The sequence below is a fragment of the Candidatus Frankia nodulisporulans genome (genome assembly GCF_902806475.1).
GTDB lineage: Bacteria > Actinomycetota > Actinomycetes > Frankiales > Frankiaceae > Frankia > Frankia umida.
This window is the reverse complement of the sequence record NZ_CADCWS010000449.1, coordinates 1-1,745: the sequence shown is the minus strand read 5'-3', so window position 1 is coordinate 1,745 and position 1,745 is coordinate 1. Positions and strand designations below refer to the sequence as shown.

Annotated in this window: 2 protein-coding genes; one reads left to right on the top strand and one right to left on the bottom strand. The window is 71.1% G+C overall.

What is annotated here, in order from left to right:
- Positions 1-193 (bottom strand): hypothetical protein (locus G6R24_RS20695; protein ID WP_163550800.1); only part of this gene is annotated, 193 nt, incomplete at its 3' end.
- A gap of 254 nt (positions 194-447) precedes the next feature.
- Here G6R24_RS20695 and G6R24_RS20690 point away from each other — a divergent pair.
- The coding region (locus tag G6R24_RS20690; RefSeq protein WP_225438878.1) for an endonuclease Q family protein at positions 448-1,745 on the top strand (1,298 nt) is incomplete at its 3' end.

Sequence of the window (1,745 nt, the reverse complement as noted above, 5' to 3'; positions counted from 1 at the left end):
TCAGCAGGACCTCACCGGGCCCCACCTGCTCGGACACCGGTACGCCCGCGGGCAGGTCAGCCAGCCAGAGGGCCAGGGGATGCTCGTCGACCTGGCGGACTCGGACGCCCCGGGCCACGGCCAGCTCATGCAGGAAGCGCACCAGCCGGTGGCACCGGTCGGCCAGTGCGGCGCGCTGGTCGTCCGCCGACATGGGCCCGTCTCCCTCCGCCCCGCGGTCATCCGGCCATCAGATCGGCCGTGATCGTACGAACCCTCGCATCATGACGGCTGCCCGTCGCGCCCGGCCGGCTGGGGGTCCGCACGGGCCCGCCGGGACGAACATGGGCGTCCCATGGTCTGGGAGTGGTCCTTTGTGTTCCTGTCGTTGGCCATGTGGAGGTCGCGGTGTCCGCGGCGGCGTGCCGACGCAGAGTGGGGACGGTGGATGCGACAACATACACATCTGTGATGTCACGGTTCTATGCGGATTTGCACATCCACTCCCGGTACTCGCGGGCGTGTAGCCGTGACTGCGACCTGGAGCATCTGGCCTGGTGGGCGGCCCGCAAGGGGATCGCGGTGGTCGGGACGGGGGACTTCACCCATCCGGCGTGGTCGCAGGAGCTCGCGGACAAGCTGGTGCCGGCCGAACCGGGGCTGTTCCGGCTGCGGCCCGACCTCGAGGCCGAGGTGCTGCGCACCCTGCCGGCATCGTGCCGCACAGCCACCCGCTTCATGATCTCGAGTGAGATCTCCACCATCTACAAGCGCGGCGAACGGACCCGCAAGGTCCACCATCTGCTGTACGCGCCGACCCGCGAGCAGGCCGCCGCCATCACCGCCGCCCTCGCCCGGATCGGCAACCTGGCCGCGGACGGACGGCCCATCCTCGGCCTTGACTCCCGCGACCTGCTGGAGATTACCCTGGCCGGCGGGCCGGGCTGCTACCTCGTCCCCGCGCACGTCTGGACGCCCTGGTTCGCGGTGCTGGGCTCGAAATCGGGTTTCGACGCGGTCGAGGACTGTTACGTCGACCTGGCCGACGAGATCTTCGCCCTGGAGACGGGCCTGTCCGCCGACCCGGAGATGTTCTGGCGGATCTCCGGCCTCGACCGTTACCGCCTGGTCAGCAACTCCGACGCGCACTCCCCGCCGATGCTCGGCCGGGAGGCGACCGCGTTCACGTGCGAGCTGGACTACTTCGCGATCGAGGCGGCGCTGCGCGGCGGGGACGGTTTCGCCGGCACGGTCGAGTTCTTCCCCGAGGAGGGCAAGTACCACCTGGACGGCCACCGCAAGTGCGGGGTGGTGCTGACCCCCGAGCAGACCCGTGAGGTCGGCGGACGCTGCCCGACCTGCGGCGGGCTGCTCACCGTCGGTGTGCTCAACCGGGTCGAGGCGCTCGCCGACCGCCCGGACGGGACGGTCCCGGCGACGGCCGGCACGGTCAGTTCGCTGGTGCCACTGCCGGAGATCGTCGGGGAGATCCTCGGCGTCGGTCCGAAGAGCAAGGCGGTCGCCACCCAGGTCACCTCCCTGGTGTCACGGCTCGGCCCCGAGCTCGGCATCCTCGGTGACGTCCCGACCGACCGGATCGCCGAGGTCGGCTCCGCGGAGCTGGTCGAGGCGATCACCAGGCTGCGCCGCGGCGAGGTCATCCGTCAGGCCGGCTACGACGGCGAGTACGGCGTCATCCGCCTGTTCACCCCCGACGAGCTGTCCGCCGCCCCCGACACCCTCTTCGACCTCGGGTGGTGGGCGGC